General features: G+C 58.1%; 24 protein-coding genes. 16 read left to right on the top strand and 8 right to left on the bottom strand.

The window, feature by feature from the left end:
- Window positions 1–25 precede the first annotated feature (25 nt).
- On the top strand, window positions 26–241 hold the full coding sequence (locus FHR23_RS15225; protein ID WP_184005714.1) for a hypothetical protein: 216 nt from the start codon (window positions 26–28) through the stop codon (window positions 239–241).
- 123 nt (window positions 242–364) lie between these two features.
- Here the strand turns inward: FHR23_RS15225 and FHR23_RS15220 are convergent, their stop codons facing one another.
- Complete coding sequence (locus FHR23_RS15220; protein ID WP_184005712.1) at window positions 365–595, bottom strand: helix-turn-helix domain-containing protein; 231 nt, start codon at window positions 593–595, stop codon at window positions 365–367.
- Between the two features lie 128 nt (window positions 596–723).
- Here FHR23_RS15220 and FHR23_RS15215 point away from each other — a divergent pair, with 128 nt between their 5' ends.
- From FHR23_RS15215 to FHR23_RS15175, 9 genes are all read left to right on the top strand, one after another.
- Window positions 724–1,092 (top strand): DNA -binding domain-containing protein, encoded by a 369-nt coding sequence (locus FHR23_RS15215; RefSeq protein WP_425506380.1) that lies wholly within the window; start codon window positions 724–726, stop codon window positions 1,090–1,092.
- A gap of 160 nt (window positions 1,093–1,252) precedes the next feature.
- Window positions 1,253–1,489 (top strand): transcriptional regulator domain-containing protein, encoded by a 237-nt coding sequence (locus FHR23_RS15210; protein ID WP_184005710.1) that lies wholly within the window; start codon window positions 1,253–1,255, stop codon window positions 1,487–1,489.
- A gap of 187 nt (window positions 1,490–1,676) precedes the next feature.
- The gene (locus FHR23_RS15205; RefSeq protein WP_184005708.1) at window positions 1,677–2,036 is read left to right on the top strand and encodes a DUF2285 domain-containing protein; all 360 of its coding nucleotides are present in this window, start codon (window positions 1,677–1,679) and stop codon (window positions 2,034–2,036) included.
- Between the two features lie 121 nt (window positions 2,037–2,157).
- Window positions 2,158–2,430 (top strand): helix-turn-helix transcriptional regulator, encoded by a 273-nt coding sequence (locus FHR23_RS15200; protein WP_184005706.1) that lies wholly within the window; start codon window positions 2,158–2,160, stop codon window positions 2,428–2,430.
- An 11-nt stretch (window positions 2,431–2,441) separates the two neighbouring features.
- On the top strand, window positions 2,442–3,335 hold the full coding sequence (locus tag FHR23_RS15195; protein WP_184005704.1) for a replication initiator protein A: 894 nt from the start codon (window positions 2,442–2,444) through the stop codon (window positions 3,333–3,335).
- Entirely contained in the window at window positions 3,335–4,018 is a 684-nt protein-coding gene (locus tag FHR23_RS16715) for a DUF2840 domain-containing protein (RefSeq protein WP_184005702.1), read from the top strand. The genes FHR23_RS15195 and FHR23_RS16715 overlap by 1 nt, the downstream gene beginning before the upstream one ends.
- The gene (locus FHR23_RS15185) at window positions 4,015–4,608 is read left to right on the top strand and encodes a S26 family signal peptidase (RefSeq protein ID WP_184005700.1); all 594 of its coding nucleotides are present in this window, start codon (window positions 4,015–4,017) and stop codon (window positions 4,606–4,608) included. The genes FHR23_RS16715 and FHR23_RS15185 overlap by 4 nt, the downstream gene beginning before the upstream one ends.
- On the top strand, window positions 4,605–4,937 hold the full coding sequence (locus tag FHR23_RS15180; RefSeq protein ID WP_184005698.1) for a DUF736 domain-containing protein: 333 nt from the start codon (window positions 4,605–4,607) through the stop codon (window positions 4,935–4,937). The genes FHR23_RS15185 and FHR23_RS15180 overlap by 4 nt, the downstream gene beginning before the upstream one ends.
- 33 nt (window positions 4,938–4,970) lie before the next feature.
- The gene (locus tag FHR23_RS15175) at window positions 4,971–5,621 is read left to right on the top strand and encodes a lytic transglycosylase domain-containing protein (protein WP_425506379.1); all 651 of its coding nucleotides are present in this window, start codon (window positions 4,971–4,973) and stop codon (window positions 5,619–5,621) included.
- On the opposite strand, the gene FHR23_RS16480 is transcribed toward FHR23_RS15175, so the two are convergent.
- Entirely contained in the window at window positions 5,608–5,856 is a 249-nt protein-coding gene (locus FHR23_RS16480) for a hypothetical protein (protein ID WP_221227572.1), read from the bottom strand. The two genes, FHR23_RS15175 and FHR23_RS16480, sit on opposite strands and share 14 nt — an antisense overlap.
- 5 nt (window positions 5,857–5,861) lie before the next feature.
- Between FHR23_RS16480 and FHR23_RS15170 the strand changes: the two genes are divergently transcribed.
- The 5 genes from FHR23_RS15170 (at window position 5,862) to FHR23_RS15150 (ending at window position 11,297) form a co-directional block, all read left to right on the top strand.
- Window positions 5,862–7,601 carry a relaxase/mobilization nuclease domain-containing protein gene (locus FHR23_RS15170; protein ID WP_184005794.1) on the top strand — a complete coding sequence of 580 codons (1,740 nt, stop codon included), beginning with the start codon at window positions 5,862–5,864 and terminating at the stop codon, window positions 7,599–7,601.
- A gap of 12 nt (window positions 7,602–7,613) precedes the next feature.
- Window positions 7,614–8,105 (top strand): antitoxin Xre-like helix-turn-helix domain-containing protein, encoded by a 492-nt coding sequence (locus FHR23_RS15165; protein ID WP_246359940.1) that lies wholly within the window; start codon window positions 7,614–7,616, stop codon window positions 8,103–8,105.
- A gap of 100 nt (window positions 8,106–8,205) precedes the next feature.
- A complete protein-coding gene (locus FHR23_RS15160; protein ID WP_184005694.1) occupies window positions 8,206–8,808 on the top strand; it encodes an RES family NAD+ phosphorylase in 603 nt (200 codons plus the stop codon).
- Window positions 8,809–8,904: 96 nt separating this feature from the next.
- Entirely contained in the window at window positions 8,905–10,890 is a 1,986-nt protein-coding gene (locus tag FHR23_RS15155) for a conjugal transfer protein TraG (RefSeq protein ID WP_184005692.1), read from the top strand.
- A complete protein-coding gene (locus FHR23_RS15150; protein WP_184005690.1) occupies window positions 10,887–11,297 on the top strand; it encodes a CopG family transcriptional regulator in 411 nt (136 codons plus the stop codon). Before FHR23_RS15155 ends, FHR23_RS15150 begins: the two co-directional genes overlap by 4 nt.
- A gap of 329 nt (window positions 11,298–11,626) precedes the next feature.
- Here the strand turns inward: FHR23_RS15150 and FHR23_RS15145 are convergent, their stop codons facing one another.
- The 4 genes from FHR23_RS15145 to FHR23_RS15130 all read right to left on the bottom strand — a co-directional run bounded on the left by FHR23_RS15145 (window position 11,627) and on the right by FHR23_RS15130 (window position 17,511).
- Entirely contained in the window at window positions 11,627–14,863 is a 3,237-nt protein-coding gene (locus FHR23_RS15145; RefSeq protein WP_184005688.1) for a DEAD/DEAH box helicase, read from the bottom strand.
- Complete coding sequence (locus FHR23_RS15140; protein ID WP_184005686.1) at window positions 14,856–15,704, bottom strand: hypothetical protein; 849 nt, start codon at window positions 15,702–15,704, stop codon at window positions 14,856–14,858. The genes FHR23_RS15145 and FHR23_RS15140 overlap by 8 nt, the downstream gene beginning before the upstream one ends.
- A 302-nt stretch (window positions 15,705–16,006) precedes the next feature.
- Window positions 16,007–16,678: a hypothetical protein gene (locus FHR23_RS15135; protein WP_184005684.1), complete on the bottom strand. Its 672-nt coding sequence runs from the start codon at window positions 16,676–16,678 to the stop codon at window positions 16,007–16,009.
- A 5-nt stretch (window positions 16,679–16,683) separates the two neighbouring features.
- Window positions 16,684–17,511 carry a hypothetical protein gene (locus FHR23_RS15130; protein ID WP_184005682.1) on the bottom strand — a complete coding sequence of 276 codons (828 nt, stop codon included), beginning with the start codon at window positions 17,509–17,511 and terminating at the stop codon, window positions 16,684–16,686.
- A gap of 302 nt (window positions 17,512–17,813) precedes the next feature.
- Between FHR23_RS15130 and FHR23_RS15125 the strand changes: the two genes are divergently transcribed.
- On the top strand, window positions 17,814–18,560 hold the full coding sequence (locus FHR23_RS15125; protein WP_184005680.1) for a helix-turn-helix domain-containing protein: 747 nt from the start codon (window positions 17,814–17,816) through the stop codon (window positions 18,558–18,560).
- A 249-nt stretch (window positions 18,561–18,809) separates the two neighbouring features.
- On the opposite strand, the gene FHR23_RS15120 is transcribed toward FHR23_RS15125, so the two are convergent.
- On the bottom strand, window positions 18,810–20,756 hold the full coding sequence (locus FHR23_RS15120; RefSeq protein WP_184005678.1) for a tetratricopeptide repeat protein: 1,947 nt from the start codon (window positions 20,754–20,756) through the stop codon (window positions 18,810–18,812).
- Between the two features lie 154 nt (window positions 20,757–20,910).
- Window positions 20,911–21,417, bottom strand: coding sequence for a hypothetical protein (locus FHR23_RS15115; RefSeq protein WP_184005676.1), 507 nt, complete (start codon window positions 21,415–21,417; stop codon window positions 20,911–20,913).
- Window positions 21,418–21,780: the final 363 nt, after the last annotated feature.

Genomic DNA, 21,780 nt, shown 5'->3' with positions numbered 1-21,780 from the left:
CGCTTTTCATTAGACTGGAAGAACTATGAACTTCAATCGCACCGTGCGTGTCTGGCATCGCTGGCTCGGCCTGGTCTTCACGCTGGCTGTTCTGGCCAATTTCGCCGCGATCGCCATCGTCGGAGAGCCACCCGCCTGGATCACATATGCACCGCTGGGCCCGCTGGCGCTCATGATTCCTTCGGGCATGTATATGTTCTTCAAATCCGGTGATGGTGGCCCGGCGGTAAGTGACAGATGATTTGAATAGATGAATGATTACGTCAGCCTATGCGTGCGCGGTGCTGCAAACCGACTGACCGCTCCCCACCCCAACATCAGCCATCGAGAACGCTATTTACGCTGCCCCAAAGCTGACTCCCTGCTAAGTTGATAATTTGTCGATGTCCGGAGTTGCTAGCAATTCCACAGGATCAACGCCGAGTTCCGCTGCCAGCTTTTCGATCACATCAAGCGTTGCGGCATACTGACAGCGCTCAAGGCTGCTGACATAGGTCCGGTCGATCTGTGCGCGAAGGGCAAGTTCTTCCTGCGACAGGCCGACCGCTTTTCGATAGCGGCGCAAATTGGCAGCAAAGGTCTCGCGCAGGGTCATGCTGGCGAGTGAGCGGGATTGCAGAGTATTTAACCACGGAGTATACTCTGAATGAAAGTATGTATGGGCTGATTTCGCGAAAAGCTTTGAAACTCAGCGACTTTTGTCGTGCGCCCCGTTAGCCTCAATTGGAATATCGCATTACCTGTTTGGGGATAAGCGGCATAGCTAAGATTGGCGAAGGATTTCGTGCTAAAAGCAAGCCCGAAAGCAAGCGAGTCGAAACCGAGCTGACCATGACTGAGACCCCTGCCTTCCAGGACCTTCCGCCGCTGTCCGAACATGTCACGGACTATGATGAAGCGCATTTCGTCAGCTATCTGCGCCTGCTTGATGCCGCTGCGGAAGGCGCGGATTGGCGCGAAGTTGTCCGACTTGTGTTTGGCTTCGATCCCGCTGACGACCCAGACGCAGCGCGCGCGATGCACGCGGCGCATCTCGAGCGCGCACGATGGATGGCGCGTAGTGGCTACAGGCAATTGATCGCGAAGGATTAATTGCGAGCCAACTTCATCTATGTGCAATTCTAGGTAATTCCACGCGTTTCCTTGTACCGCTGCCTAGAGCAGCAATGAGAAGATTCGGATACTTCCCGATTCTTCAATTCTCTCAAACGTTTCAGTCTGGCCAAGCTGCCCTCTGCCAAAGGAGGTTGCAATGTCGGGAGACGGTTCCTGGCGCTCAGCCGACTATGCCGAGCGCTTCAAGACCCATGACCATGCGGATTTCGCGCAGGAATTCCTGCGCCGCAGCCCCGACTATGCCCGCGAGTATGCCAAGACAGAACAGCGCGCCGCTGCCGATCCGGCAAAGGCCCAGGAAGAAAGGGAGGGCCTGGCTCGGCGATGGGGCCTGAGCTTTCCCCTGCGATCCCGAAAAATCAGCGACAGATGAACCGGCGCATTGGTCGCCCGAGGTGCTGGGGACGACGATCATCTATGACGGAGCCGAAATTGCCAGACATCTGGTCAACAAACCGCATTGGCACGTTGTTCAAAGCTGCACCTGTTCCGTCGGCGTGCACCACGTTCTGACAGGACGAAAGGGTCGCTATCGCCTGTGGCAGCCGGGCGTTGCTCAAATGAACCCGCCCGCGTTCCTCATACCCGACGATAAGTTCACACCCTTGCGGTCTGAGGCGCTGAACCGGCTGCAGCTTGCGCTTGGCGGTCGATCGCCGCCGAAGCCGTCACCACACTTTTCGCCCAGCACCTACCAGTGCCGCAGGCTGGCCAACATGCTGGCGATGCTCGATGCGCGCGAAGCCGGTGCCACCATTCGTGAGCTTGCCTTCACTCTCGTCTATCCCAATTCCCGCCTTCTTAGAGGCGCTGAATGGAAGGCCTCAGGCGAAAAACGCCATGTGCTGCGCCTGCTGCGATCAGCACTGAAATTGCGCGGCGGCTACCGCACCTTTCCCGGTTTCGATTGCTCGATCTGATGGGGGTGACAGCTTTGGCCGCCTCCCTTTGGTCACTCCCTTCGCCGCGCCAGCTTGCTCCATCTCACTCCGCAACCAGCAGCTTTGCGCTGCAGCAACCAGACCCAAGCGGAGATATTCCATGGACGCCGTTCCCGCCCCGATCCGCCCGCGTTATCTGCGCACCCCCGATGCCGCCGTGCATCTGGGCCTTTCGCCGCGCACGCTCGAGAAGCATCGCTGCTTTGGCACCGGGCCGGTCTATCGCAAGCTTGGTGGCCGGATCGTCTACCGGCTCGACGATCTCGACAGCTGGGCCGAGCAGGGCCTGCGCCGCTCGACCAGCGATCCGGGCAAGGGCGTGGTCCATCCCGCCAAGCGGATCGACGGCTGTTCCGGTCCCGTCCGGCGCTGAAGGTCAGGCTAATGCCCACCCGCCAAACCATTGCCCCGCCCCTCTCTAGCGCGGCGCAGCAGCTCGACCTGTTTGTCGGGGCCGGCGGCGACATCGCAGCGCGCGATGCGCAGGACCTGATGGCCTGGCCCTTCTTCAGCCTCGCCAAGTCGAAGCGCGTCAAACCCATCGATTTTCGTATGGGCGAGGTTGCAATCCTCGTTGAAGCCACCGCCGAGCACGGAATGGCGACCATTTGGGATGCCGATGTGCTGATCTGGGTGGCGAGCCAGATCGTCGAGGCGCGCGATGCCGGGAGACCCACCTCGCGGCTGATCTCCGCGACCCCCCATGAAATTCTTGCCTTCACCCGGCGCGGAACCGGCAAGGCGGGCTATGACCGGTTGAAGGCGGCGCTCGACCGGCTGCAATCGACGACCGTCGCCACATCGATCCGCCAGCTTGGTGCACGCCGCCGTCACCGCTTCTCCTGGATCAACGAGTGGCGCGAGCGCCTCGATGCCAATGGCCGCGCGCTCGGGATCGAGATGATTGTGCCCGACTGGTTCTATGAAGGCGTGCTTGACCGGGCGCTCGTGCTCACCATCGACCCGGCCTATTTCCAGCTGACCGGCGGGCTTGAACGTTGGCTCTACCGCATCGTGCGCAAGCATGGCGGCAGACAGAAGGGCGGGTGGAGCTTTGATATTGCGCACCTCCACCTCAAGTCGGGGGCGCTCTCGCCGCTTAAACGCTTCGCTTTCGAGATGCGCGAGATCGTCCGGCGGCAGCCACTCCCCGGCTATCATCTGACGCTTGCGCACCAGATGGGCCGTGAGCGGCTAAATTTCGTCTGCCTGCCGGTCGATCCCTTCGATGCCGCTATGCGGCGGATCGGCATGACCCCTGTGGACAAGTCGGTGTGATGTTCGGACTATCAGGAACCCACGCGCTCGGTCGATCAGGAACCCAAAGTTCGGACTATCGGGAACCGGAATCGAGCCCAAACCCGCAGAAATGCTGGGCTGCTGCGCCCCTTAACAATCCTAACAAGGAATCTTTCAGATTCCTGCTAACGGCGCAGCGCCTGTGCACAGAGGGCGCGGCGGAGCCGCCCTCCGCAACTTTCGGTGCGCAAGCAGGCAATCCGCCGCTCACCCATGTCACGCTGGTGTGGCAGCAAGGCATACGCGAAGACTGGCTTCGCTTTGGCAAACCGGTGGCCGAAAGGATCATTGACCGGCGAACCCGAATCGAGAGCTATGCGCCGGGTCAGGTGTTCGCTTTGGTTCGCTGGGCCTCCAATGATTACGGCACCATTCGTTCAACGCTCGATATCGTGCGCGCAGTCGCCAGCGGCGAAGCCTACAACACAGTGACGCAGGTCGACCCTGGCGGCGAAATCCTGCTGTCGGTTCGAGGCTGGCCGAAGGTTCGCCAGACCTTTGAACTGATCGACGCCATCGAACGGGCGGGCCACGATCCGTGCGAAGTCGCACCCGATCACTGGCGGCATATGCACAACAGGCTGGCAGCGGGAATGCTGCCGCGCTGCTATGCAAAGAGCCGCCACCTTGCATGGCTGCGTCGCCGGAAGCTGCAATCATGAAGCGGCGAACGATCCTTCTGGCAGGCACAGTGGCTGCGGCGGCGCTGCTAAGTGCTGCTCTGCCCTTGTCACGCATTCTTCTTTGGAATGCGACCGCCAGCGTGCCGACCGGCCTCTACCATGTTCGCGGGACAGCCAGCCTCCATGTCGGCGAGCGGGTGGCCATCGATCCGCCGCCCAGGCTGCGCACCTATCTCGCTGAGCGCGGCTATCTACCCTCCGGTGTCCCGCTGCTGAAAGAGGTCGCGGCGCTGCGCGGCGACAGTGTTTGCCGCCACGGCCTCGCCATCACGATCAATGGCGAAGAGGCAGGCGAAGCGCGTGCGCTCGACAGCCGGGCGCGCCCGCTGCCCGACTGGCAGGGCTGCCGCACCATTGGCGCTAATGAAATTTTCGTCATGAACAGGAGCGCGCCCGGCAGCTTCGACGGGCGCTATTTCGGGCCGATTGCGCGCGCCCATGTGATCGGACGCGCAAACCCTGTCTGGACCGACGAAGCAGGCAACGGCGAGCATGTCTGGTTCGCACGTCCGCATTTGACCCCAATCCCCAACACCAACCCCAACGACAACAAGGAGACCAAACAATGACCTGTATCGGCACATTCACCGTGCGCCCCGATGGCTTTGAAGGACGGCTGCAAACGCTGACGATCGACAGCGCCTTGACCATCGTTGCAGCCGAGCCAAGCGAAGCCGAGAACGCGCCGGACTACCGTATTATGGCTGGCGATGGCGATAGCGCCTTCGAGGTCGGTGCAGGCTGGAAGCGCGTCGGCGACAAGGCGGGCGCCTATGTCGCGGTCCTGATCGACGATCCGGCGCTCGTGCAGCCGCTTCGCGCGAATCTGTTCCAGTCGGACCCGCGCACCCATGTGCTGATGTGGTCGCGTCCCTCACGCCGCGAAGCGAAGGACTGAGGGATGCGCGACCATCGACTGGTCTTTGCGGGCTTGGCGGCACTGGCCTTCGCCTGCCCGGCTTCCGTTAATGCGCAGGCCGGTTCAACCGCTTCGCAAGCACAGCGCATCGATATAGCCGCGCATGTGCGCGAAGCTGCACAGCGCTTCGGCATCCCTGAGCACTGGATCTATGCGGTGATCCGCATCGAAAGCGCGGGCCGGACACGCGCCGTGTCATCCGCCGGTGCCATGGGTCTGATGCAGCTGATGCCCGGAACCTGGGCGCGCCAGCGCGACCGGTTTGGGCTCGGCAGCGATCCCTTCGATCCGCGTGAAAACATCATGGCAGGAACGTCTTACCTGCGTGAAATGTATGACCGCTACGGCGCAGCTGGTTTCTTGGCCGCCTACAATGCGGGGCCGGGACGGTATGAGGCGTGGCGTGCAGGACGGCGTTCGCTCCCGCTCGAAACGCGCCGCTATGTCGCCAAGATTGCGCCCATGCTGCAGGCGGAACGCATTTTCGTTGCAGCAACCGCGCAGCCTCAGAGCGCGTCGCCCACAGGCCTTCCGCACCCGACAAACGCGGCACCGCCCGCGAACGAGGCCGTGGATCCCGACGTTCCAGCCAACCCATTCGCCAGCCCGGCGGTGCCAGCGCATGACCTGTTTGCACCTGTCTCCACAGTCAGCGATCAGTGATGCTTACAATCATGCTCTCGCGCCCGGCTTCGTCCGATGGCGAAGCTGGGCGAAGGATGGCGGGAAGCGTTAGAAAGGGGAAAGGAGGATGGCGAGATAAAAGCACCGCCGTCGGCCGAGGTGCAGGTGGTTGGTTTTGTTCAGCAATATGCGCCGTCTTGGCATATGCCCGGCCGTCGCTCTTGGCGAATTCTCTCGCGATTTCAACGGTCCATGCGCCGTCGCCGAGGTTCATCGCACATGGCTGACGACGACTTCGACATCAGGTCGGGCCGCTCGCGCGACATCGGTGCTCGCGCCTACAGCAAGGCCAACACGCTGGTCGGCCGCGTGCTCCAGGTTTCGCGCCGGGCAGGCTATACGCCGCTCGGTCGCGGAAGATCGGGCCGCGGCACCGGACATCTCGGGCGCGGCAAGCGCGCTGCTCTCCAGCGCCGCCGCAGTGCCTTCCAGCGGCGCGTCGTTATCAAAGCCCGCGTTGTCCGGCATGGGGGCACATCGTTTCGTTCCGCACCGCTCGCGCGCCACATCGCCTATCTTGAACGCGACGGTGTCACCCGTGATGGATCGGACGGCCAGATGTTCGATGCCCGCTCTGACCAGGCCGATGGCGATGTCTTCGCCAATCGCTGCGAGGAGGATCGGCATCACTTTCGCTTTATCGTCTCGCCTGAGGATGCCAGCGAGATGGCGGACCTGCGCGCCTTCACCCGCGAGATGATGGAGGACATGGCAAGCGATCTGGACACAAGACTTGAATGGGTAGCGGTCGATCACTGGAACACCGACAACCCGCATATCCATGTGCTGGTCCGGGGCGTTGCAAGCGATGGCAAGGACCTCGTGATCGACCGGACCTATATCAGCGAGGGCCTGCGCGCCCGCGCCGAAGAGCGCGTGACGGTGGAACTTGGCCCGCGCAGTGAGCGCGACATCCACAACGCGCTTCGGCGCGAGGTTGAAGCCGAACGCTGGACCTCGCTCGACCGCCGATTGCAGCGGCAACGAGACGATCTTGGTGTGGTCGATTTGCGCCCCAAGGCAGCAGGCGCGCGCAAGGATCGCGGCCTCTTGCTAGGCCGTGCGCAGACACTCGAGCGCATGGGTCTGGCCGGGCGGGTCGGTCCGGCCAGTTGGACATTGGCAGCCGATATCGAGCCGACTTTGCGCCACCTCGGTGATCGCGGCGACATCATCAAGACTATGCACCGCGCCATGACCGGCCACGGTCTGACCATCGCCCCCGAGCGCTTGGCGTTGCATGGACGAACCGGTGGCGAGCGTGTCATCGGCAGGCTGGTCGAACGCGGGTTGCATGATGAACTGACCGGCGAGGCCTATGCGATCGTCGATGGGGTGGATGGCCGCACACATCACTTACGTTTTCCTGACATCGATCGGACGACTGATGCTTCGCCGGGCGCAATCGTAGAGGCCAGCAACTGGACCGATCGCAAAGGGCGGCAACAGAGAAGCTTGCTCGTCCGGTCGGACCTTTCTATCGACACGCAAATCCATGCACGCGGCGCGACATGGCTCGACCGGCAGCTGGTATCGCCGCGTCCCGAAACGCCCTCGGGCGGATTCGGTTCGCAAGTTCGCGACGCACTGGAGCAACGGTCGGAGGGCTTGATAGATGAAGGCCTCGCCAAACGTCAGGGGCAGCGCATCGTCTTTGCGCGCGGTCTGCTCGATACGCTGCGGGACCGGGAACTGGCCGAAACTGGCGAGGCGCTAGCGAAGCGGCACGGTCTTGCAGAGCAGCCAGTTGTTCAAGGTGAGCATATCATCGGTACTTACCGCGAGCGGGTGTTGCTGGCATCTGGCCGCTTCGCCATGATCGACAATGGTATGGGATTCCAGCTCGTCCCCTGGCGGCAGGATATGGACCGCCATCTGGGGCAGGCCGTGACCGGCAAGATCAACCAGCGCGGCGGCGTCGACTGGAGCTTTGCCCGCTCGCGCGGCCCAGCAATCTGAGGAGGTAGGCCAATGACACAAATCTTGACAAAAGCACCACATGATGCTTTTAAACGCATCAGGAGAAGCGATATGGCGAGTGCAGCTTTTGAACCAGTCGAAGCCCCGCGCGGCCTTCAAACCTTTTCAGGCGATGATGATCGCCGCCGCCTGACCGGCGCGGCGGTGAAAGCCGTGCTTCGTCTTGTCGAGGCCTGGGGCGGAAGCAACGCCGAAGGCGCAGTGCTGCTCGGTGTGTCGGAAAGCACCTGGGACCGGATGAAGGCGGGGACCTGGGAAGGCACGCTCAGTCAGGACCAACTGACCCGTGCTTCGGCGCTGATCGGTCTTTTCAAGGGACTGCACCTGCTCTTCGCCAACGATATGGCCGATCGCTGGCCGAAACTTGCGAACAAGGCGCCTGTGTTCGACCGGCTCTCGCCGGTGCAGGCGATGATCGGCGGTGGCATCCCGCGCATGTTAGAGACCCGGCAGTATATCGACGCGCTTCGTGGCGGGCTCTGAGGCAGGGGCCGACCTGCCACCGGCCAGCCTTCCGACAATACGTGAAGCTTTCGAGCGGACCATCAGGCTCGTACCGAGCGCGCGTCTGCGCGAAGCGGTCATGTCGGCTCTTGTCGACGATGACGACGATCTTGCCCTGCTGGCGGAGATCGAGGGCGCGACGAGCGGCAGGCTGATTGCTGAAGAACGCGGGCTTGGCGGACTGACCGCCGATGAGCTGGTCCACGGCGTGCCGCATGCCAAGTTCATCAATGCGAGCTTCGCCTATGCCAAGCCGCGCGAACCCAATCGATTCAATCCGGCGGACCGAGGGGCCTGGTATGCTGCACTGGTGGTCGAGACCTGTATCGCCGAAGTCGGCCATCACCTGACCCAGGCGCTCGCCGATGCGGGCGATTTCAACGCTGTCGTCGAATATGGCGAGATGATTGCGAGCATGTCAGGGGTGTTCGTCGATCTACGCGATCATCCGGATCATCCCAGCCTCGATCCCGTTGCTGCGAAGGGCTATCCAGCGGGCAATGCTCTGGCGGCAGGGGCGCGCGGCGAAGGGCATAATGGGATCATCTATCCCTCGGTTCGCCACGCAGGCGGAACCTGCATTGCCGCACTCTGGCCCAATGTCGTGCAGTCGGTCGTGCAGGGAGCGATGTACCGTCTGACATGGTCCGGCGAGCCCGAGTTCGCCTGGGAAGCCATATAGCCGCCCGTTTCTTTGCCTGCGCCAGACTGCGTTTCCCAAGCGCAGCGCTTGAATTGGCGACCTCGTTGGGCCTCCTGCCTCCCGAAAGGAGGCACCATGTCGGCAACCAAAATCCTGTGGGGCCAGATCCTCGCCGTGTTCGCCCTGACGCTGGCAGGCATCTGGGCAAGCACACAATGGACAGCGGCGGCGCTTGGCTCCCAGCCCGAACTGGGGCCTGCCTGGTTCGAGGCCTTCGGCGTGCCCGTCTATCCGCCCTATGCCATCTTCTGGTGGTGGTTCAGCTTTGAAGCCTATGCGCCGCGCATCTTCGAGACCGGCGGGATGATCGCGGCATCGGGCGGTCTCGCCTCGGTAGTGGTGGCGATCGCCATGTCGGTCTGGCGCGCCCGCGAGATCAGGAACAGTGCCACCTATGGCTCGGCGCGCTGGGCAACCCGGTCCGAGATTACGAAGGCAGGCCTTCTCGCGGGCAAGGGCGTCGTCATCGGAAAGCAAGCCAACCTCTATCTGCGCCATGACGGCCCCGAACATGTTCTGTGCTTTGCGCCAACCCGCAGCGGCAAGGGCGTGGGGCTGGTAATCCCGACACTGCTGACCTGGCCGCACTCTGCGATTGTCCACGATATCAAGGGAGAGAACTGGGACCTGACAGCGGGCTTTCGCTCGCAATTCAGCCGCGTGCTGCTGTTCGATCCAACCAATGAGGCCTCGGCAGCCTACAACCCGCTGATGGAAGTGCGGCGCGGGATCAAAGAGGTCCGCGATGTCCAGAACATCGCCGATGTGTTGGTCGATCCCGAAGGCTCGCTCGAGCGGCGCAACCATTGGGAAAAGACCAGCCATGCCCTGCTGGTCGGGGCCATCCTGCACGTGCTCTATGCGGAAAGCGACAAGACTCTCGCCGGCGTTGCCGCCTTCCTGTCCGATCCCAAGCGTTCGATTGAAGCAACGCTTGCCGCCATGATGATGACCCCGCATCTGGGCGACGATGGCGTGCATCCGGTCGTTGCGAGCGCAGCCCGCGAACTCCTCAACAAGTCGGAAAACGAACGCTCGGGCGTGCTGTCTACCGCTATGTCCTTCCTTGGACTCTACCGCGATCCGGTCATCGCGAAAGTCACAAGGCAATGCGACTGGCGGATTGCCGATCTGGTCGATGCTAAACGTCCGGTCACGCTCTACCTAGTTGTCCCACCATCCGATATCAGCCGAACCAAGCCGCTCATTCGCCTGATCCTCAACCAGCTGGGGCGACGCCTGACCGAAGACCTTGCCGAAGGTGCCCAGCGGCAACGCCTGCTGCTCATGCTTGACGAATTCCCCGCGCTCGGACGGCTCGACTTCTTCGAAAGCGCGCTCGCCTTCATGGCCGGATATGGGATCAAAGCCTTCCTGATCGCGCAGTCACTCAACCAGATCGAGAAGGCCTACGGTCAGAACAACGCGATCCTCGACAACTGCCATGTGCGGGTCTGCTTTGCTACCAATGACGAGCGCACTGCCAAGCGCGTCTCGGAATCGCTCGGCACCGCCACCGAAATGCGGGCGATGAAGAATTATGCCGGGCACCGGCTGTCGCCCTGGCTCGGCCATCTGATGGTCTCGCGCTCCGAAACAGCTCGCGCGCTACTGACCCAGGGTGAGATTATGCAACTGCCCGATACCGATGAAATCGTCATGCTAGCTGGCGCGCATCCCATCCGCGCGAAGAAGGCGCGCTACTATGCCGATCCCCGGCTCAAAAAGCGGATCGAAGCGCCACCGCCACCGCGGCAGAGCGATTACAAGCGCGCTGCCGGTGACTGGGAAGGCAGAATTGCGAAAGCTGTGCATCGGAAGGACAGCCCTGTCAGCAAGCCCGAGTGGCAGGAGGATGAAGCCGAAGGCGGAATTCGGCGTGAACCGGAATTGCCCGAGCACGAAGACATCGCGCCAGCACCTGTACCCGTGCGCAATGAATTCGATTTTGAGGACAGGAGCGATGCTGACATCGCGAGCACCAATCGCGGATTGACCGATCAGATGCGCGCCAACGCCAGGCGCGCGGCGCTTGATCCAAATGACGGCATCGACCTATGAGCAAGGGCAATCGGATCAAGCATACTTTTCGGTTGCCTCCAGACCTCTCGCGGCAACTGGCAGACTACGCCGGGCGCAAGCGGGTTTCCCAGGCATCGGTGGTGGAGGCAGCGGTTGCTTCGTTTCTTTCGCCCGATGGTTCCGAGCGAATGGAGGCGGCGTTCAGTCGCCGTTTGGATCGGATCTCGCGCCAACTCGATAAGCTCGATTATCATGTTGAGGTCGGAAATGAAGCTGTTGCCTTGTTTGTGCGCTTCTGGCTCGGAGTGACGCCCTCGATGCCAGACGAAGTAACGGTTGCTGCCAAGGCTGCCGGTGAGCAGCGCTTTGAACATTTCGTTGAAGCGCTGGCGCGGCGCTTTGAGATTGGCCAACGGCTGTCGAACTTTGATGAGAAGGTCCGCTAAGCGCCCCTATCCCGGTCTTTGAAGCCTACGTTCGGCGTGCCCGAAAGTGGACGTCAGAAGCCAGGTGCCGGTATGGCTGCAATGTTGGACAGTCCTGACGGTCCGCTTTTGGATCCACGATTGGTGTAAGCTGCCGTTCGTTCATCGTACCCGACCAAGTCCGCTTTGCGCCCCAGCCGGCCCTCTCTTCACCACCAATATAACATCGACCGGTACCGACTGCAGAATCATCGATTGCTAGGAATTTCTCGTCGAACGATTTGCGCGCACGCCCCGCGAGGTCTTCGGAAGGGGCCCAGCAAAGCACTAGAATGACCTCGAATTGGTAGTTAGAGAGTTTCGAACACATCATCGAACCGGCTAGCCCAGGCCTTGTGAACTTGCACACGGCTCAAGAGATCTTTGCGATCTACAGCAAAGAACATCATCTCTGGTGAGAGATACCCCTTACGCAGAAGAGTTCCCATGCTCTCAATTAACTGACGATCTATGTTTTCAACCTCGTCTAATGGCAGAATTTCACTAAGCACATGAGCTACCAGTCCGAGTGTAAAAGACATACCTCGTGGGATAACATTTCCAATGAGTTCGCGCGCACGCGGGCAGCAAGTTTCAGTCACGCTCCCTCCGATTGGTTTGCCGTCCAAAACCAGTTCGATCGACTGAAGCGTTTCACCCTTCACCCAGGCGATAAGAGCGTTACCAATCTTGTCGAGATCTTCATCTCGAATAGCGCTAGTTTTGGGCCTCCCACAGGCGGCTAGAATGTTACCGTGAATATCTCTTAGGAGCGACGTGCGTGCGACTTCATCCTCTTTGAACCAGCCTAATGACCACCCAAGCCAGCCGACCAAATCCGCAGGCAATGATTCCAAACCTGTGAGCAAGCGTGCCTTCAAACTCAAAAGCAAAGTCGCTGACAATCCGCTCTGAGAGGCTAATGCAGCTATAGTCGTATCGAGTCCATCGACCGCCTGACTTGCAATCGCAGCTCTCAATTGCGCGACCTTGCCGTCAAATTCCACAAGCTCGTTTCGTCGTTGAGCAGCAAATGCGCCCAGTGATCTGCCAAGATCGAAGAGGTGAGAGCTTGTCGAAGACTCTACACTTTCCAGCGCAGCCATTCGGTTCACGGTGTAGGCGACATCCGGATCAGTTGCTTGGCCTGCCATGAGGCGATCAAGCACCACTTCGATAGGATCATTGACCCTCACACAATGGTCATCTTCAGGAATGAGAGCTTCCAATTTGGAGACCACAGTGTGGTGAACCGGCTGCCCTGGCTTATATTGAATTATCGGTTCGGGAATGAGCAATACCAATCCATTGGCAAGATGCCCTGCTCGCCCCGCTCTGGCGGCGGCGTTCAAGATTTCATGGGCTTCCAGGGCTTCGCGTCCTTCACCGCCCGCCCTCTTGTCGCCAGCTAAGATCGCAAGCTGGGCGGGCAGATTCAGTCCTTGAGCCAAAGTCGGCGTGGCAACGATTATCTGCGCACCTGTTGGCCGCTTAAACATTTTCTCGGCGAGATCGCGTTCAAGTCTGAGCATAGCAGAGTTATGCGGAACAGCACCTGATGGTCCTGAAAGCAATGAATGAGCTAAATCGCCCAGCTCTTCCGCCAGCGCGTCCCAGCGGGCTTGCTCCACTTCGGTTGGTACAAGCGACGTTTTCAGCCGCGCGGAAATTTCTTTGGCGACCTTGACAGCATCGTTCTTCGTATTGACGAAGACTATCGTTTTCAGCCCGCGCCCCGCGGCGGCGGCGGCAAGGCTCGTTGCAACTTGGTTAGAGTTCGGAGTTACCCGAAGTGAGCCATAGGCGATGTTTCCTGCGAGCGTAACTTTGTCTTCGAGAATCTGCGTTGTGATTATCCATGCCCGTGACCGATCCTGCGACAGCCAATTATGCTGCAAGCCCCAGATGGCATACGGCGTTGCACGAAGTTCTTGAGCGGCAACTTTCCTGAGCGAAGCGGCTTCCCTTTTTTGCTGTTTGTTTTCTGCTTCTTGTTTCTCATTCGCTCGTCGCTTGGATTCTGTCACCTCGTCCTGATTGTATATGATCACGCCACGCGCCTGACGGCTCGGTTTCCAAATTAGATCGACAGGGATGCTTGGTCGTCCGGTCAGACTGCCAAGCCATTGCGCAAGCTCATCCCCGTTCTTCAACATCGCTGATAGGAAGAGGATGTCTGCCTCAGGTGCGACGTGATTGAAGCCAAGGACGCAAAGCATGGCGTCGAGGGCTCTACGAATCTTCCCGCTTTCGGGGCTGAGTAGATGGCATTCATCAAAGACGAGGAGCCCGACATCTTGGAATGATTCCGGCGCAAAGGAAAGCATGGCCAGACATCGTTCCGGTGTCATAACCTCGATATCTTGAAACGTCGCATCCTCTTGCATCAAAAGATCAAAATCATTCGATACGGTTGAGCCGAGCACATCTGCAGGAAACATTTCCTGAAGGTCTTCGGTAAGTTGTTCGACCAACGCATGGGTTGGCGCCAGAAAGGCTACTTTCTTGCCTCGGGCCAATGCTCCCGCGATCTTTAGGGAAGAAACAGTCGTCTTTCCTGCTCCGGTTGGCAAAACGACGACCGCAGAAACTCCTGTTTCGTAAAACTGCTGCGCAATTGCCTTGCGATGGTTAGGCCAAACGTAAGGGAATTTCTCAGCACGGAAGCGAAGCCACTTAATCCAAGTTGCCTGATCGGAACCCTTGGGTGACGGAGTATTAAATAGACTGGCGGTGAGAAGTGAATCGCTGGCTCCACGCAAGAGCGAAGCGAGATGATGAGGACCAGGATAGGAGACATGCAACTCGGAAGCACCAGTTGATCCGTCCAACGCAAGTGTTGCTGCTGAGAGATCATAAACCTTCTTGAATGCCTGTTGCGGGCCCTCAAACCTATTTCCTGTCTGTGGGGGAATCTCGACGCGCAACATTTGGGCTGCGAGTATTTCGATCCCAGCGCAAAGCGTTTCGAGAAGAGCAGCAAGCGCCCTATCTTCAAGAGCAGTATGCGCCAAGGGGCTCCGCCATCTTTGCGCACGTTGCAGAATCGAATTCAGTTTTCCCGTTGCGAGATCAAAAACATGCTCGGACAGTATCGTCGCTTCATAACTTTGTTGCTCGCGATCACGACGTATGAAGGTCGCCGCTTCATTCGCATCAGCATATTGTTCCGCAGTAAGGAAAAGCACCACCGCTGCGAGGCTGGGATCAAGGCGATCCCTATCGATATTGGCGGGCAACTCGGCCTGATCGGACACAAGGTTGACTTGCCTTCGCGCGAGAATCTGCTGCGCGGTAGCAGCTACGAATGCCGCCGCTGCTGTAACCTCGGAGCCAGGTTGGATCGAAACAGCCAATTCGTAGGTATCAGCGATGCGCTCCAATGACCATGCGTCGGTTTCGACTGACCTATCGTCAGCCACGCCCCTAAGCCGGATGGATGCAAGCTCCGCGTAGTGACGGGTCAGGATTGCTGGGAGATTGTCAGGATTGAGCCCAGGCATCGCCGGCGCAGACCTTAGAATTCTCGCTGTTTCCGCATCAAACATCGCCGACTTCTCCTTCGAAGCTATCGATGTATGAGACTGCCTCCTGCGCTAACCGTTCAAACCAGTCGCGCAATTCCGGTGGAACAACAAAACACGCACCAATCCGTTGTCCTTGAGTGACGTCCTTGATTTTCGCGTAGTTCGCGAAAATCTCTGTTCGCGCATGCTGGCTATCTGACGCGTCTGTGACTGCCATCGCAGCACGATATCTCCGCCGCCCTCGATCCGTCACGGCGGCAGCGAGCTTAGCCGCGTCACCCTCACTGATACCAGCCATTCGGAGCAGCACTGTGGCAACTGATACGATTTCGGCACTTCGCTTGTTGTCGTGCCGATCTTGGAAAGCGGGAATAACCTTGTACTGAAAGGTGCCGATGGGATCGTCACTACATTTATCTTCAAAAACGGTGGTCCTCTGAACGTCCGACTTGTCGGTGGACAGTTCGAGCATCAGGCCATCAAGCCCTTGCGCGGTTGCGCTAATATGAGGGTCTTTCATGAAGCATCCCGCTCCATAGACCTGTCGGGCAGCGATCCATGATATTGCCTCAAAGATAAAGCCGTCTCTTTGCCACCTTGGATATCCAATTCGAGGAGATTGCTTTTCCTCTTGGACGGTGAGGCGAACTTTGGCTTCGGCCCTCAGTTCTGAGGTAGTGAATGCCGGAGCCGCTGGCGATAGTTCCTGCAAGATGTGCGCTGCCTGCGCCGCCTGTCCCATCGCAATGATGGCTATATGGCGTGACAATTCGACAACGTTGTTGACCACCCACCTCTCACCAGTGCAATCGATGTCGATAGGGCATGGCGATGTAGTGAGTGGAAACTGAGCTGAAGCCATGCCAATCCACCTACTATAATTCGCCGAAAACCAAAATATATCAGCTTTTTATACTAGTTGCGCAAGTTATTCGACCAAAAGCGCATCAGAAATGAGCGCACTCGAAAGAGAGCCAAGCTGCCCGCCTGAGCCATCCTTGATGTTTGGCTAAATAGCAGCCTCAGTCGATACTCGAGCCGCAAGCCGACATTCGGCTTGCGGCCCATATCCAGAACTTACCAAATCTCGCATTCTGGGGTGGTTAGCGGACTGTCCGGTTTTCGAATTGAAAGTTCGTGTTAGACGGCTAACGGAAGAAACTCTTATTTCCGTTGGATTGCCACTTCGATAATATCTCCTGTGCCGTCACCTTGGAGGCCAGAATCGTTTATCACTCGTTGAGCCATATCTTGTTTAATTAATGCAAAGGTACGGTGCATCGTAGCATTTGGTAGCGAAACTACATCATTGGGTGAGAAGTGCTCTCTGATTAGCTTCAGCTTCTGATAGGCCGTGTCCGTCAGAACACCCTTGTTGTGCAAAACCGCATGGCGAATGAGACGCAAATCTCCGAAGATGTCGGACGTAATCTCCTTCGTGGGAACCCCAAGGGCGCGAGCTAGGTCAGGCCGAACTTCCTCATCCCAATACGCATATAGGAAGGTAATGGCCGCTCGCGCGTGGTGTTGTTCATTCGATCCTGCAACTGTGTTGGCGGCTATATACTCCGATACCAGCACGATGCGATGCATCAGGACATCGGGCTGCGTAGGGTCTTTTACGGCAGTCATCATGACTCGAGGCGCGTCCTTTAGGCCGCGTTTGGTGCCGTCTGGTCTGACATCGCGGTGAACTTGACGTTCCACAATGCTCTTATTTTTGGCGAAACCCGAACAAGCATCCATGTAAGCACCAACTTGGACGTTCACAAAGTCGATAAACGCCCTCGCGATCCTGCTATATTCTGGTGTGAAAATCGCTGGCGTTTTATCCATGAGACTCAGTTATTCTGTTGCGCTATTTGGGCCGTTTGCAGGAGCATTGTTGACTGCATGTTGGTGAGACTGTCCGCCATCGCCTTCGAACCTGACATCACTCGCGTTGCTTCGTGAAGAAACTCTGCCTCCAATTGAGATATGGCGACTGATAGACCGCCAATTTGACGTGTCTGTACATCATCAATGAATGCGGTAGGCAGCACAGCGCTAAGCAATTGGCGTATACCATCATCTTTTCGCCAATCATCAAGGTCATGTTGCTGGAATGAGCGAGCTATAAGCAACGAGCTACGCATATAGACGGCTCTGATTACGAAGAAGATCAGCCAAAGCTTATCTCCACAAAAAAGGCGATGCCTATCAAGGTTAGGCTCAAGCACCGCGCCATTCGCCGTCAAGTTGTCGAACTCGTCTCGGTGCTTTTCGACAAATGCGATTAGATTTTGGTGATTGGCCTCATCTTGGAAGGCTTCAGCTGCCTCATTCGCGAGAAAAAGACTGTCAAACGTCACCATTCCGCTAAAATCGTGCTTCATCTGCACAATGAGATTCCACATCGCCGAAACTGATTCAATGATATGCGGGTGAAGGCCAGTGTTACTGGCAGTCAGCATCTCCATTGAAGTTTTCAGGGTGGCATAGGAGCCCTCAATCTGCCCTTTTACCTTTTCGAGTTTAATATCGCTTCGCCGTTCGATTTCGGTATCCACGAACTTTATCAGCGCTGACGGCAATAACTTGACGATAAGGAATCCCAATATGCCTTGGGCGACAGCAAAGGAGGCGAATAGCGCAAGATCGGACATTCCGAGCATATAACTTTCGCGCATTCACCCGGCCAGTCATTTCGAGCGCACAGAGGCATCAGGACATCAACGGCTGCTTTCGGGTGATGCGATCATATGCATGAACGTCCGCCATTGGGTCGGTTCGGAAAACGCTCCAATGTTGGTCATTCGATGGTTGCCGCAACGATCCCAGAAGCGGACGCTCATTGAGATCAGCTCCCGGGGGGATGTGCTGGCCGATCTGCTTGAGCGCAGATTCCAATCGCTTAAGCCAGCGGTGTCTGCGCCGAACTGACGTGCGAAATGCCCTCCAATTTTCGGGCTGGGTCAATCATAGTAAGGACATGGACAAAGTATCCCCTCTTGAAACCTTCAAGCTCGACGAAGCCGCCATCGCGAACTTCGTAAAACTCCAGCGCACCATATATGGATGGAAGCAGGACATGCTTGCTGCGGAAGCCGGCGTTTCGCTGGCTACGGTGTCGCGCATCGAGCGCGGTGTTAAGGTACGTGAGACGCAACTGCGCAAAATTGCACGCGCTCTGGGAAAGCCGGAGGATGAGTTTCTGCGCGCGCATATTCGCCCGTCCGCTGAGGAGGCCGCAGCCAACTTCGTCGAGATGTTCGCTTGGACCGAAGGGCGCATCCCCATCTCTGTTGCGCCGCTAAGGACCGAGCTCCAGCTCCGCACGATGCTCGCGACCTTCAGCCTGCTGTTTGACTCCGACCTCGGTGGGGGCGCTGCCGGGGATCTCGCGGAGCTGCGCGAGTGGCTCGATCTGGCCAGTTTCGTCCAAGCCGAGCGCGAGGGCGTGATCGGTCTGAAGCCCGACCGCGATTTTCGTGTGCGCCCTCTGTGGCGCGATGTGCTCAATTGCGTCGAAAGACTGGAACGCACCCACGCCGCCGTCGTACTCACTGGGACCTATGTCGCAGAGCCGATGGCCGGCGGTGAGCCGATCTCGATTGCCGTACTTGTGATCCGATCCCGCCGCTGCAATCCCGCCGCGAGCAGGATCACGACGTTGTGGGCGAACGCCAAGGTCGATGAACGGCAAATGCTCGCCGACTATTTCAATGGCATCGTGTGATGGCCGGGTCCAGAAGGCCCGCCGATCGCTTCACTGGGGCGTTCTTGGAAGAGCTTGCCCGATGGTCGGCCAGACTCGTGATCGCGGCGGTAGTCGCGTTCGCGAGCGGCTTCATCGCTCTACCTAATTGATCGAGGCCGATCGCCTCCGATCAACCTGGCAGTCTTCTAGACACGGTGCTCGGCGCTGAGCATTCTCTAAATACCATTCCACTTCAAGCTAGGCTCCAAAACATCCCAATTTCCGCCATTAGAGAAGCACGAACGGGATCTCTGATCTTAGTCGATCAGAAAGCTGATGCTCGGGGAACTGTTCGACCGCTGCTTTCCAGATTTCGCTCGCACTTTTCATATCACCGTTGTTCCAATGGACCCCTCCCAGATTGAACCAGGCGAGAGAGTATTCCGGGTCGAGCAAGAGCGCTTCTCGGTAGGCTTCAATCGATTCCTCTGTTCGACCCAGCTTTTCATTTGCCACTGCGACCTGGAACCAGCTCATGGCGTCCGGCTGAAGTGTCTCCGCTTGCTCCTGCAGGATCGGAAGGCTTTCCTCGCACCGTCCGAGAAAATTAAGGGCCGTCCCTAGGCAGTAGCCATAGTGCCCGCCGACAAGATCATAGGCCTTGCGAAAACAGAATTCAGCCTCGTTCCAGTTTTCGTCATCTTGTGCCCAATGCCCCAACCGGTCCCACAACAAAGCACAGGCTTCGGTTTCGATGCGCTGAATCCCGGTTTCGAGCTCGACCTTGATTTCTGAATAGGTCGACCCAGGATCTTCGCCTGCCGCCCGCAAATAGAATTTGGCTAGCAATTGTTCTCGCTTGCCAATCGGATGATGCGGATGCGCGGCGAGGAGCCGATCCCAGAATGTGAGAGCTAGTCGGGCATTGTCGTCCGATGCGCGCCCAAAGATTGCCAGCTGCCTGGCGCACCACGGCCAGATCCATTTGTGGGTGTTGGCTTCAACTATGAGCCTGTTGATTTCACGGAACGCGCCTTTTGCATCTCCTAGTTGAAACAGAACGTTGATTCGCCAGCCTGCAACAGATGCCTGCTTACCCAAACTATCGTTGAGAAAAACGACCTTGTCGAAATGGTCAAGCGCCTCTTGGTAGTTTCCATGCCGGTGGTGATAGCTCGCCAGTGCGTGATGCGCCTCGGCAAGGTTTGGGCTTAGCCTGAGCGCTTCGCGGTAATGTTCGGCAGCCTGTTCCTCTTTTCCCAGTTTCTCCAAGCTTGATCCGAGGTTCTTATGCGTCTGAGCAAGAAGCTGTGCATCCGGAGAGGCGCCGGGATTTTCCAGAGCCTTTCTGTATTCGGTTGCAGCTTCCTCATCTCTACCGAGTGCGGCAAGCCCGTTTCCGACTGTGTAATGCAGGCTTGCGTCGTGATAGCGACCCAGTCCGATCCGAGACGCGAAGTGAGCCATGCCTGCAGTGATCCGGTCTGGATTGGGTTCCCTGCCAGCCATGCCAAGATTGATCTCGGCCATATAGGCATAGCCCATCGCATCGTGATCGGCGTTAAGCACCGCTGCAAACCGGCCAAAATTGGCACTGACAAGTTCATCGGCACCGCTCTCGTAGAGTTGCGCCAACACATCCGCCGTCTCCTGCGCGTCATCCCCAATGTGCAGGTCGGGCAATGCGCGCCTAATCACATCAGGAATCTCATCAGCCGTAGAAGCCGTTTGTTCGATCCTTTTGTCGCGTGATGAGAGCGCAACCGATTTGGCTAGCTCGGCAAATTTGCGCAAGCGTTCAGAGGTAAGCTCCTCGGTAAAATTGACCGTCAGCGTCTGCTGCGCTGCCCAGTCTGGGTTTGCATGTTCATACTGACGCAGCACGCTCTCGGTGGTGCGCGCCCAGAGCGTTCCCGTTGGCACATGATAGCAAACAAAAAGCGAATAGGGGTGCATGAGCAGATAATTCAGGTTCGCTCGGCCGATAGCGACGCTGATTGAGCCATCGGCGTTGGTTTCTTTTTCCGTGCCCTTTAATTGGACATGAATTCTGACGTTAGTTGCTCTTCCCTGATCGACGACTTCGATTTCACAATCTGTTCCGTAGTCCTTCCGAACAGCTTTCTGCAGAAGGCAATCTTCGGAAACAGACAGAAAGTTTGTGAAAGCGGCTTCGGCCTTGTCTTCTGTGACATGGCTTGTGCTGCGTTTCGGGAGGTCGTCGAAGTGAGACATTCTGGAAGTCCAAATTAGTCGATACGCGCGAAAGCCTGCCATATAGGCGTTGAGCCAGGTTTCTTGAATGGCTGGAAGAGGTCTGGCGATCAGTCTGCTGGTGCTGATTCTTCAGAACCAGGAGGCCGCCGTCAGGGAAATATTCTACAAGAGGCTACCTTGATCGTCCGGTGCGACGTTTCCTAGGCAGTAGGGCTAGGCATTCCCTTAGCGTGCGCTGATCCGTGCAATGCTGGATCGGTGGCTTGCTGCCTATGCGTGGGTGCGGGGCAGACAGGAACAGTTCCAGATGTTCCCTATCATAGACTTTTGCTGCGGCTTCTCGAAGTTCAGCCTGGCATGACAGTGCTTCGTTTTGTGCGCGAATTCGTGTTTGCCTGTCCTTGGTGGCTCTTTCGAGTTCAACCCGTGCGTGCTGATAGGACAGATCATCAAGTCCGGCTTGATCGATACGGCTCAGTTCTTCGTCATCTTCTGATGGTGCCGACAGCCAGGCATTGGCCTCATCTTCCAACTGTCTGCCTGCTGCCTCGGTCAGGCTTTTCCGCCGGTTTGCCGCAGCGCGGAGCTTCCGATCTCGTTCGCGAACATGGGCACGTTCGACTTCGCTATCGAGCGGCAGCCCAAGCAAGCGTTTCGCGGCCGCGCCGCCATCAAACATGAGCTCGACTTGCCTGATGGCGCGATCGAATTCGCGAAATGCTTCGCTACCTTGCTGGCACAGTGAATCCGGACAATCTCCAAACTCATCCAGTGGCGCTCGTTCCCAAGCCTCCTGATTGAAACCGGCCTGCTCTGGCGCTGGTAGCTTGGCTATTATCGAACCAATCTGGCCACGGAGATTGTCGATGCGCCGCTCATACGCTTCTTTGCGTCTTGCTCGTTTCTGGAGTTTGTCCGCATACTCCTCGTTTAGGCTATAAGCTCCCTGAACCGCGCCGGGTTTGTCGGAGGCCCCAACTCCTGAGAGTAAGGGGCTATGACAAGCAAGACGACGAACAAGTTTTCACCTGAGGTCCGCGCC

Origin of the sequence: Stakelama sediminis, from assembly GCF_014199335.1 — a bacterium.
Taxonomy (GTDB): Bacteria; Pseudomonadota; Alphaproteobacteria; order Sphingomonadales; family Sphingomonadaceae; genus Sphingomonas; species Sphingomonas sediminis.
This window is presented reverse-complemented; position numbering and strand designations above follow the sequence as displayed.

What these genes read in the sequence shown, in the direction of transcription:
- FHR23_RS15125 (WP_184005680.1), top strand. Translation starts at nt 17,814, where the DNA reads ATGGACAAAGTATCCCCTCTTGAAACCTTCAAGCTCGACGAAGCCGCC.
- FHR23_RS15180 (WP_184005698.1), top strand. Translation starts at nt 4,605, where the DNA reads ATGACCTGTATCGGCACATTCACCGTGCGCCCCGATGGCTTTGAAGGA.
- FHR23_RS15150 (WP_184005690.1), top strand. Translation starts at nt 10,887, where the DNA reads ATGAGCAAGGGCAATCGGATCAAGCATACTTTTCGGTTGCCTCCAGAC.
- FHR23_RS15130 (WP_184005682.1), bottom strand. Translation starts at nt 17,511, where the DNA reads ATGCGCGAAAGTTATATGCTCGGAATGTCCGATCTTGCGCTATTCGCC.
- FHR23_RS15210 (WP_184005710.1), top strand. Translation starts at nt 1,253, where the DNA reads ATGTCGGGAGACGGTTCCTGGCGCTCAGCCGACTATGCCGAGCGCTTC.
- FHR23_RS15200 (WP_184005706.1), top strand. Translation starts at nt 2,158, where the DNA reads ATGGACGCCGTTCCCGCCCCGATCCGCCCGCGTTATCTGCGCACCCCC.
- FHR23_RS15145 (WP_184005688.1), bottom strand. Translation starts at nt 14,863, where the DNA reads ATGTTTGATGCGGAAACAGCGAGAATTCTAAGGTCTGCGCCGGCGATG.
- FHR23_RS16480 (WP_221227572.1), bottom strand. Translation starts at nt 5,856, where the DNA reads ATGAACCTCGGCGACGGCGCATGGACCGTTGAAATCGCGAGAGAATTC.
- FHR23_RS15160 (WP_184005694.1), top strand. Translation starts at nt 8,206, where the DNA reads ATGTCGGCTCTTGTCGACGATGACGACGATCTTGCCCTGCTGGCGGAG.
- FHR23_RS15135 (WP_184005684.1), bottom strand. Translation starts at nt 16,678, where the DNA reads ATGGATAAAACGCCAGCGATTTTCACACCAGAATATAGCAGGATCGCG.
- FHR23_RS15140 (WP_184005686.1), bottom strand. Translation starts at nt 15,704, where the DNA reads ATGGCTTCAGCTCAGTTTCCACTCACTACATCGCCATGCCCTATCGAC.
- FHR23_RS16715 (WP_184005702.1), top strand. Translation starts at nt 3,335, where the DNA reads ATGTTCGGACTATCAGGAACCCACGCGCTCGGTCGATCAGGAACCCAA.
- FHR23_RS15195 (WP_184005704.1), top strand. Translation starts at nt 2,442, where the DNA reads ATGCCCACCCGCCAAACCATTGCCCCGCCCCTCTCTAGCGCGGCGCAG.
- FHR23_RS15115 (WP_184005676.1), bottom strand. Translation starts at nt 21,417, where the DNA reads ATGTTTGATGGCGGCGCGGCCGCGAAACGCTTGCTTGGGCTGCCGCTC.
- FHR23_RS15170 (WP_184005794.1), top strand. Translation starts at nt 5,862, where the DNA reads ATGGCTGACGACGACTTCGACATCAGGTCGGGCCGCTCGCGCGACATC.
- FHR23_RS15120 (WP_184005678.1), bottom strand. Translation starts at nt 20,756, where the DNA reads ATGTCTCACTTCGACGACCTCCCGAAACGCAGCACAAGCCATGTCACA.
- FHR23_RS15205 (WP_184005708.1), top strand. Translation starts at nt 1,677, where the DNA reads ATGAACCCGCCCGCGTTCCTCATACCCGACGATAAGTTCACACCCTTG.
- FHR23_RS15185 (WP_184005700.1), top strand. Translation starts at nt 4,015, where the DNA reads ATGAAGCGGCGAACGATCCTTCTGGCAGGCACAGTGGCTGCGGCGGCG.
- FHR23_RS15155 (WP_184005692.1), top strand. Translation starts at nt 8,905, where the DNA reads ATGTCGGCAACCAAAATCCTGTGGGGCCAGATCCTCGCCGTGTTCGCC.
- FHR23_RS15165 (WP_246359940.1), top strand. Translation starts at nt 7,614, where the DNA reads ATGACACAAATCTTGACAAAAGCACCACATGATGCTTTTAAACGCATC.
- FHR23_RS15220 (WP_184005712.1), bottom strand. Translation starts at nt 595, where the DNA reads ATGACCCTGCGCGAGACCTTTGCTGCCAATTTGCGCCGCTATCGAAAA.
- FHR23_RS15225 (WP_184005714.1), top strand. Translation starts at nt 26, where the DNA reads ATGAACTTCAATCGCACCGTGCGTGTCTGGCATCGCTGGCTCGGCCTG.